We start from the raw sequence: 9,567 nt of genomic DNA, 5'->3' as shown, positions 1-9,567 counted from the left end.
CTCTTGAGTGCAAACCTCATTCGCGAGTCTGGCGCTAGCGAGGTTTCGCGGCCGTGCCCCCCGTTCATCCCGACCGCCAGGAAGGACCCGGCACTACAGCAGCTACTGCTGCCTGGCCTCGATCGTCATCAGGCAACGTTCTATGTCCTGATGTACCCACTTACTGTGCTAAGTGACTGGACCAACAACATACTCAGCATAGAGCCCTTCGACTGCGGGAGCGCGTATGCATAGGGTCAGCCATATCCACATCACAAACTTTCGGGCTTGCCGACATGTCTCGCTGTTGCTGGGGGACTTAACCCCACTGGTTGGTCAAAACAATACAGGCAAGTCTACCGTCCTCTCAGCGATAGGACTTGTGCTCTCACCAAGCGCATTGACGAACGGTGATTTTTCAGATCCAAGCCTGCCTGTGACGGTGGCAGCGTGCATCGAAGGAATTGATGCAACTCTATTGGCAACAATACCTGATCCGAAGCACCGGTCTGCCATGTCCCCATACATCGTTGATGAAAAACTATGGATACGAATCAGTGCCGCTGCTGCTGGCAAGAAACCTACCCAACAGGTCTGGGAGCCATCCAGCTACACGGGGATAGGAATACCAGAACAATGGCGTGCATATCCAACTGGTTTACCTGAAGCGGTTTCCGCTCTACTTCCGGAGCCTCTGCACATTGTTGCAATGGAAGACCTCACCGAAGATCTCGGCAAGGCGAAGAGCGGAACCACTATTAAAGGCTTGTTAGATGAAGTTATGGCGCCGGTACTAGCAACACATGAGAGCCTTAGCAGCGCATTGGCGACTATCCGCGAAATCCTCTCTACCAACGGCACGGAAAGATCACCGCACTTGCGGACATTCGACAAGAAGGCCACCGAGGCGTTGGCCGACTTCTTTCCCGGCCTAAGCCTTGATGTCGATCTACCAATTGTGGACTTGAAGGAGTTTTTTAGAGCTGGCGATCTATATGTCACTGACCAGCTGACAGGAGAGCGTCGAAGATTTGACCAGATGGGAACCGGCACACAGCGAGCGATTCAGATGGCTCTAGTTCGATATCTAGCAGAAGCACGAAAGCCGGAAACTTCGATAAGTTATCGGCGCTTACTGCTAATTGACGAACCAGAGCTCTTTCTCCACCCCCAAGGGGTTCGTCATTTGCGAGAAGCTCTCCGCAATCTAGCCGGAGCCGGCTTTCAAGTAGTTTTTTCGACACACTCGCCATTGATGTTGAGCAAAGAAATCGCTCCAGACACAGTAATAGTAAGTCGGAAATCCACAGGAACGACGGTTAGGCGCCCTCTTCGTGAGGCCGTGACCTCAGCTTTAAGTGACTCTGAATCCCAATCTAGAGCACTCTTCCAGCTTGGCAACGTTGCGGAGATTTACTTCTGTGAAAAGATAATACTTTGTGAGGGGAAGACGGAACTTCGTTTGCTTCCACTAGCCTACGAACGAATTTATGGACACGCGCCGGAACTAGATCGCATCTGCTTCGTCTCTCTTGGTAGTGGCTCGGACATAACAAAAGGTCTCCCGGTACTACACGTTATGGGAATTTCCGCCTTTGCTGTTGCCGACCTCGACTTCGCCTTTGTCGAAGCCCGCAAGGGAGGTGCATCTGCGTGGCTGAGTAAAGATGCTGATGACCTTAAGCAAGTAAAGGCCATACTTGCCCGTCTTAGCGCAAGCAGTGGATTACCCCTTGGCGAAAACGGACTACCAATCAAAGGAGGGGGTCACACAGCAGCAGAAACGTGGGCAGCTTTCGCACAAGATTCGGAAGGAAAGACCTATGCCGAATCAGCACATGACGCCCTTATCGCTAAAGGAGTTTGGCTTTGGTCAACTGGATGCATCGAACATGTCATCGGCGCCAGTGATAAAGGCGAAGATGCAATCTTCTATCAAGAGAACTGCCTTAGCGTGCTTGGTCCATCTGAGATAGAGGCGTCTATGCCGGCATTGAAGGCGCTCTTTGAATGGATTAGAAGTTCGCCGAGTGAATAGATTCCTGTTTTCAACACTAACTGGAGACCGACTACATCATCGCCATAGTAGTCGTCGCTCGATCGGTTAGTGAATAGTCTTGGCAGCGGCGGAGAACCAGTAGCTGGACGGCACTTCCTCTCTCTCAACTACGTTCCAAGATCCGGATACACCATCACAATCGTCACGACCGTCACAGCGGCTGCGCTTGACCCGACCTTCTCTTTCCTGCGTGTAGCGTCAGGTCCGGATAGACCATCACAACCGTCACCATCGTCACGGTGCCGCGAAGACGCTTGAGTCGTCGCCGGCTTGGCCACATCGTTCTTGCCAGATAACTACGGCAGGACACGAAATGAAGAACACGAGTCGCAACAAACCTCGACGAGCAGCGCGAGCGACCGATCTGCGCGATAGTCTTGAGGCGAGGCTACTGAAGGTCTGCGCCGATATCGGCTGGATTTGCGGATGGCGGACGGACCGGCTGGCGCCAGCTCCGCCGGCACGCCGGTCGTCGCGGAAGCGGGTCATGCTCGGCCGCGTGCTGGCGGCAGAGGCCAGGGGGCAGAAAGGCGATATGTTCCACCTCGTCGAAGCTACATCCGTTTCGGGTCGTCGAACCGCCTACGCCCAGACCAAACCAGCAGCCGAAACGGACGGCTTGGCCGACTTCGCCATCGAACTGAACGACGAACTCACGAGGCTAGACGACATGGGCATCAGCTCAGGCACGTTGTTCGGTGTCCTCGGCGAAGGAAGTGGGCAATCGCTTGATCGGCGACTACGGGAGCCACGGCGATCAGCGCTGTAGCAGTCGCTCAAAAAGAAAGGCCCCGTTGCCGGGGCCTTTCTGCTGAGCGCTATTTCCAGGACGAGATCTCGGTTACGAGGTCGGGATCTTTGATCAACTCGGCGAGAACCGAACGGACATGTTCGCTCTTCTTTCGTAGCTTCTTCAGCGGACTAAGCAGCAAAACCCTCGAATTTCCGTTGCTGGAATCTCTAAGCAACTCGATCAGTTCTGGCAACGTTTCCTCCGTCACGGCGGCGGACAGCGCACATGCAAGGCCGTCCTTTGCTCCCAACCTCAGCATTTCAGTATCAGCCGGCGCAACAAACCCAAGTCCGAACGGGCAACTCCGATACTGTTCCACCAAAATGGCCCAAGCACGTCGCACTTCCGGTTCCGGAACAGCTAATGCACGTGCCAACCCGTCTCTAGTCACATCCGAGTACGGAAGCTGTAGGTGTTTCAATAAAATAGGAATCGCTTCAGGGTACGGAGTGGTGCGTTTCAGCAAAGTCCAGATGGACTCGGTATCTACACCGACCGCTCGCAGTTCCGCGAGAATTGGCATTTGCTCAATGCCAATCATCTTCGTGCGATACGCACGCGCGGTTGCACGAGCTTCGTTTATTAATCGCAATCTAGCGAGCTCATCGCTCGAAAGCTTCATATATGCGATGTCATCCGGACCGAGTCTTTCAAGCTCGGCATCTGTCAATGGCGTGCGTGCAATTGTCTTCTTTTGGCTCATTTTGGTCCGACCATAGTCGGGACAATAGTATGGGTAATCTGCCCGCTATCAACAAGATTCCGTAATGGAGTGCTCAAGGTTTGGCCCGGGGGACCATACAGATTGAACTGAAGCCCTTCTTGTCGGGATATCTGGAGATAGTCTCGAATTTGCTGAGTATAAGCCTGATAAGGAGTGTTTTTTACTTCGTTGAACGTACCAAGTTCGCGATTCACGCCATCCGAGACACGTTGCCTTCCATTGACGTTGAATCTCTCCCGGGGGCCGATGTTGTAGCTTTCGCGGACGGCTGCCTCTCCCATCTGTCCGCGTAAGTTGGGCGATACCGGACAGCCAGCCGACCGCCTGGCTTGGTAGAGGTCGCGCGTGAGATTGAAGATGTCACGAGGCGTGTAGTTCGTGGTGCGCGGCCCGATGATCCCATACTGATAGCTCGGGTTGACCTGTTGAATCCGTAGGATGAGTGCATTGGCTTGCGTATTGATGGGTAGGACTTGCTGCGCTGCGGAGTTGAGCCCGGCGCCTGTAGGCCGACCGCCGCCGCTGTTCTGTAGTCCGAGAAAGTCGACGCTACTTAACGGTGAGTTTTGCACATATGCGTAAGTACTTATGCCACCCTGAAGCTCGATAGGATCGCTTTGCAGATAGCGACTCGTGGCAGCGTCATAGTCGCGATAGTAGTTGTAGATCAGTCCGCTTCCGGCGTCGAACCGCTGTCCGGGGAACCGCATGTTGAACACGAACGCGGTGCCGTCCAGGTCGGGGTCTTGGTTCGGGGCATCCTTGCCGAAGGCTTCGCCCTTGGCATTCCAGGTCCAGATCGCGACGTTGCGGACGGGGTCGATGACCGCACGCGGTGTGCTGAGATGGTCGGTCTCGACGTACTTGGCGGACTGGGTAGTGCCGCTTCCGACCAGCACGCCGACCGGCGCACCGTCCATCCACACGGCTTGCTGCTTAGCTACGCCGGTACCGGCGTAGTCGCCGATCCAGTTGCCGGCCTCGTCGTAGAGCGTGTAGGTCGTCGTTGTGCCGACCACGGCCTCGATCCGCTCGCCGATGGCGTTATAGCGATAGGTCGCCTTGATCGTCCCGCTGGCTTTGACCTGCTTGAGCCGATCGTTGCTGTCGTACACGAACTCCTTGGCCGTGCCGCCAATGCTGGTGGTGTTACCGACCGCGTTGTAGGCACGATTGACGGCCCCCACCCGGGTCAGCCGGTGCTGCGTGCTGGGGTAGGTATAGGTCGTGGTGGCGCCGCCCTGCACGATGCTGGTGCGGTTGCCGGTGCCGTCGTAGCCGTAGGTTTCCAACGCCGTGCCGCTCGGGCCGTCGCGGGTAACCTTCAGTCGTCCCAGGGTGTCGTAGTCGTATTTGGCTTGTAGGGCGCTCTGAAGGCCGTCCTTCAGCTCGGTCAGCTCGCCGACCGTGTTGTAGCCGTAGCCTAATGACAGCCCGCCGCTGGCGTTGTCGAACACCGTCTTCGCGCGGTAGTCGAGATCATACGTCCGGCTGAGCGTGCGGCCGTTGCCATAGGCCCAGCCAGTCACCGGGCCGAAGGGCTCGTATGCGGCATTGGTCAGCAGCACGGACCGGGCGCTGCCGTTGGGCTGGACGCCGATCTCCTTGACGCGCGACCGGCTGTCCCGGACGTAGTCCACCACCGTTCCATCGGGGTAGGTCAAGGCCTTGAGTTGGCCTGCGCCGGTGTAGGTGTAGCGCAGCGTGAAGCTCTTGCCGGCCAGCGTTTGCACCTTGCGCACGACCTGTCCGAAGCGGTCGTAGCAGTACCTCAGCTCTGTCCCGTTGGTCCGCATCGCGGTCACCCGGCCGGCCGGGAAGGTCTCGCCCGTGCCGCACTCCGGATTCACGATGTCGTAGTCGTACGCCAGATCATCGCTGGCCGCGCCAGTGGCTACCGTCTTGACGCGTCCCAGCGCATCGTAGGTATAACTATGTGCAGTGGCGTCGTTGGCGTCCTTCTTCGTCGCCAGCAAGCCGGCGGCGTTGTAGGTGTAGTCGGCGACGCCCGTGTCGGGGCTGGTCAGCTTGGTCTGTTCGCCGAAGCCGTTGTACACGTAGACCGTCGATAGACCCTTGGGATCGATGACCCCGGCCAGCCGGTCGAATGCGTCGTACTCCAGCCTCGTTTCGACGGCCAAGCCGTCCACATCCTGCAAGGTCTTCTTGAGGCGGCCCAGACCGTCGTAGGTTTGATCGGTCTTACGCCCCAGGGCATCGGTGATGCGGTCGGCATTGCCGCCCAGGTCGTAGCGGAAGCCGGTGGCGTTCTGGGACGCGTCTTTCAATGCTTCCAGCTGGCCGAGGGCGTTGTAGGCCCGCGACAAGGTGCGGCGGAGCGTCGTGCCGCCCGCCTTGACATCCTCCTGTTTCGCGTTGCCGGCGTTGTCCAAGGTGAAGTGGATGACATCGCCGCCGTTGTCGGTGATATCCGTCAGCCGGAGCGCCGTGTCGTAGGTGAATCGGGTATACGTTCCGTCGGGCAAGGTGATCTTGCTGACGGAGCCGCTGGGGGTGTATTCGAATCGGGTAATCCGGTCGTCGGTCTCGACCGTGTCGTCCGCGCCCCGGACCTTCTGAGCCGCCAGCCGACCGCGCGGGTCGTACTCCAGGTGGGTCACAACGCCGTTCGCGTCCTTGGAGCCGAGCATCCGCCCTGCGCCGTCGTAGGCCAGGAACTCGAGGGTCTGGCCCAGGGGCTGCCTGACCTTCCATAGATCGCCCTTTCGATAGGGGCAGTAGCCGCCCGGCACCGCGCAGCCCGGCGCGTCGCTGACGTAGTAGTCGTAAGCGGTGACATCCGCAACGTCAGTGCGAGGGCCGTCGCTCGATTTCAATGCCCCCAAGATGGCGCAGGTCGAATCCGGCGTCGACAGATCCGCATCCTCGCAGTAGGTCAGCGTCGAAGTGCGCTGCTCGCCCGTCTTGGCGTCCTTGCGGGTAACCGAGGTCACCTGCCTACGAGCGTTGTAGACGTAATCCGTCTGCGCGACCAGAGTGCTGGCCCCCTCCATCTCCTCAATCTTGAGTGGGCGCGAGGTGCCCGGCTCGACCGTGGTCACGACCGTGCGTAGCAGCGCGTTGTTCAGCAGGGTCTGGACGGTCTCCGAGTTGTAGTTGTACTTCCGGATCGTGGTCAATCCGTTGTTGTCGGTCTCGGTGATGGTGTCGTCGTAGCCAGTGTAGGTGGTGGTGGTGATCAGTCCGCCCACCGTTTCCTCGCGAACCGGGCGCCGCAGAATCGTCGACTCGAAGTCGGTAACCTCTACCCGGCCACTGGGGTAGGTGACGGTGGTTTGCGTGGGTTGATACGCGTAGGTGTACTTGGCCGGCCCATTGGTGGACTCGATCAGGCGGCGCAGATCGTCGTACTGATACTCGCGCGGATGTTCGCCGCTATCGAGAATCGACGTGACGAGCGAGGTGCCGACCTTATAACCGTACTTGAACAGCTCGCCGCTGTCGTCGGCCACGCGGTCGAGATTGCCATCGGGTTTGTACTCGTACGTGATCAGCCGGCCATCGGGCATCAGGACAGCAGACACTTTGTGCAGCCGTTCGGTGTCGGTGTAATCGTAGATGAACTTGACCGAACGGCCTTGGTGCTCAACTCGCTCCAGTCGATCCTGAGCGTCGTAGAACAGGCCCAGTTCTTGATTGCCGTTGTAAGTGATGGATTTTGGCTTAGCGCTGTCGCCCTGGCTGGGTTCGCGGAAATCCAGCGACATGCCCGGAAACTCGATGCGTAGCGCACGTGCCCCTTGCGGCGTGTAGTACCTGGTCGCCGTCGCCGACCGATTGTCCAGACTGCGGTAGCGCTGGGTTCCGTTGATCTCGCCGGCTTGACGCGACAGGTCGATGGTCTTGCCGTCCGGCGTCGCCAGGACGAACTCGTACCCGTCGCTGGATCGCATCAGGGAGTAGTCGAATGGCCCACGCCAGCCACGACCGAACGATCCTCCCGCGTCGGTCGAGTCGTATGTTCGCGTTAGGCTCAGCAGGCCGTAGCCGACTGCATCGGTGGCGGTCTCGTGTTTCGAGCCCCTAGCGATGTCGCATGGGTTTCCTTTGATCGGCGCGCAGTGATTGGGCTGGCCGACTATTGTCGCCGTGCGCCGACTGAAGACAGACCACTGATTTTCCGAGTACTCCCCAAACGGTGCACCAGGAGGTCCGTCGTGCAGAATCTCGTTCGTGAATAGCCCAGTAAATGGTGCTGGATCGGCGAAAAAGTTGCCGTCGACTTGTTCGACCCAGTCGTGATCTGTAATCCGCAGTTTGTCGATCCAGACTGTGTTGAGTTGAGAGTACGGTCGGCAGGTCGGATCGTTATCCATGAAGATGTCGATCGTCGCTCGGCGATACTCAATTCCGAACGGATTGGGAAAATCAGATTGCCAATCTTCCGAGTGAATGATGGGGTCGCATGCCCGTCGATCCGTTCCCCAGATTTTCTTGATATAGGCCTGGTGTTCCGCTGTGGCCTCTCCTTCCGAGTTGAACCAGCCAATGAGGTTGCTCGTCTGGCCAATGTCGATCTGGTATTGATACTTGCCCGGAGCGGTCGGAAATCGAGAGCCGGTGTATTTGTACTCGGCGCCGAGCCCTTTTTTGACGTACTTCACTTCTCGCAACGTGGCGTGAATCGGCGAGGATGACCACAGATATTGCTCGGCCGCACTGCGGCTGGTGAATTCCTTGGTTTCCAACTCGTAGTTGTACGCGTCGTAGATCGTCAGCTTCCAGTTCCACGGCGTGATGGCTTGCGCGGTCGCTACTCCTGACCACGAGGCTGATAGGCATAAGACCAGCGCAAATAGTTTCTTCTTCATAGTCCTTCCTTTGGTGCTACTCCTGTTGGCACGGATCAACGACGCAGGCATCGGCCTACGCTTTGGCAGACTTCGGATAGGCTCAACTCGCGGCAGGGGCCTGCCGGAGGAACGGGCGTTTAGGACGACGGCATTTGACGTTCCATGTCTGTGCTCTCTACGGCGCCTTTAATGTGACTTCTGAAGCAGTTCCATCCTTTGAAGCAGCATCGTCGAAAATAGTCTCTTTCAACGAGACTGTCCGCGCTTATGCGGTTCCGCTATTTGATCGCCTGAACTTCGTGAACGATGGACGGCCGTCGAAGCCCAATGTGCTGCGAAGTAAAGAAGGATCGAATCCAAAATCTACCAGCTAGCCAGCCATCCACGACGTAGGGAAATTCTGATTCGGCGTAGGATTTTCCCGTGCCAACAATCGCATTTGTCTATTCGAACGCGCGATCCGTTGGCTTCGGGTTAGACACGAAGCAGAATTCGAATGATTCGGTTGATAAGGCGCCGGCCTTGTTGGCTAAGTCCGTCCTCGGTGGCCTAACGCCGAGGAGAGCAATGATTCGTGTGTTCGTGATCGACGATCACCCGTTGGTACGGGTTGGCCTGAGGGACGTGCTGGAAGCGCAAGGCGATATCCAGATCATTGGAGAAGCCGCCAATGGCGAAGAGGCGTACTCCGCTATAGGAACGAATTACCCCGATGTCGTCTTGTGCGATTTTCACCTGCCGGGCTGGGACGGGTTGGAGGTCACCCGCCGCCTGTTGGCACGGCACCCCAATCTGCGGATCTTGGTCGTTTCCGTCGTAGAGGCCGGGCCGGTGCCGCGCCGGCTCCTGGCGGCCGGAGCCAAAGGGTACGTCTCGAAGGCGCAGGATGGCGGGGCCGTCGTGAAGGCTGTCCGCGAGGTCGCTGCGGGACGGCGCTTCTTGGACGCCGCGCTCGGTCCCCGGCTGCTGTTTGAAGTCTCGCCCTTCGATCAGCTCAGCGCACGCCAGATGGAGGTGATGTGGCTGGTGCTGCGGGGCAAGCGGACCGGCGAGATAGCGCAGACGCTGGGACTGACCGACTCGACCGTCCGCACCGTGCGGACCAAGTTAATGGCTAAGCTGGGGGTCGAAGGGGATCTCGGGTTGATCCGGCTAGCGATGGAGTACGGGCTGCTTCCGCCGGCGGGTGGCGGCGGCT

General features: G+C 58.1%; 5 protein-coding genes. 3 read left to right on the top strand and 2 right to left on the bottom strand.

Annotated features, from left to right (window positions below):
* Positions 1-226 precede the first annotated feature (226 nt).
* Positions 227-2,017, top strand: a complete 1,791-nt coding sequence (locus TX83_RS17915; protein ID WP_075575238.1) for an ATP-dependent nuclease — start codon at positions 227-229, stop codon at positions 2,015-2,017.
* 334 nt (positions 2,018-2,351) lie between these two features.
* Complete coding sequence (locus TX83_RS22930) at positions 2,352-2,807, top strand: hypothetical protein (RefSeq protein ID WP_141233558.1); 456 nt, start codon at positions 2,352-2,354, stop codon at positions 2,805-2,807.
* A 49-nt stretch (positions 2,808-2,856) separates the two neighbouring features.
* Here the strand turns inward: TX83_RS22930 and TX83_RS22925 are convergent, their stop codons facing one another.
* Together TX83_RS22925 and TX83_RS17910 are read right to left on the bottom strand one after the other, a co-directional pair.
* The gene (locus tag TX83_RS22925) at positions 2,857-3,534 is read right to left on the bottom strand and encodes a hypothetical protein (protein WP_141233557.1); all 678 of its coding nucleotides are present in this window, start codon (positions 3,532-3,534) and stop codon (positions 2,857-2,859) included.
* Entirely contained in the window at positions 3,531-8,387 is a 4,857-nt protein-coding gene (locus TX83_RS17910; protein WP_186442641.1) for an RHS repeat-associated core domain-containing protein, read from the bottom strand. The genes TX83_RS22925 and TX83_RS17910 overlap by 4 nt, the downstream gene beginning before the upstream one ends.
* 549 nt (positions 8,388-8,936) lie before the next feature.
* Here TX83_RS17910 and TX83_RS17905 point away from each other — a divergent pair.
* Positions 8,937-9,567: response regulator (locus TX83_RS17905; protein WP_095179437.1), on the top strand; the 631-nt coding region annotated here is incomplete at its 3' end.

It is taken from the genome of Lysobacter antibioticus HS124, from assembly GCF_000336385.2.
Lineage (GTDB): Bacteria > Pseudomonadota > Gammaproteobacteria > Xanthomonadales > Xanthomonadaceae > Lysobacter > Lysobacter firmicutimachus.
The sequence above is the reverse complement of the archived record's forward strand: the minus strand, read 5'-3'. Positions and strand labels throughout refer to the sequence as shown.

Excerpts from the sequence above, each read along its gene's own strand:
- TX83_RS17915 (WP_075575238.1), top strand. The coding sequence starts at position 227 with ATGCATAGGGTCAGCCATATCCACATCACAAACTTTCGGGCTTGCCGA.
- TX83_RS17910 (WP_186442641.1), bottom strand. The coding sequence starts at position 8,387 with ATGAAGAAGAAACTATTTGCGCTGGTCTTATGCCTATCAGCCTCGTGG.
- TX83_RS22925 (WP_141233557.1), bottom strand. The coding sequence starts at position 3,534 with ATGAGCCAAAAGAAGACAATTGCACGCACGCCATTGACAGATGCCGAG.
- TX83_RS22930 (WP_141233558.1), top strand. The coding sequence starts at position 2,352 with ATGAAGAACACGAGTCGCAACAAACCTCGACGAGCAGCGCGAGCGACC.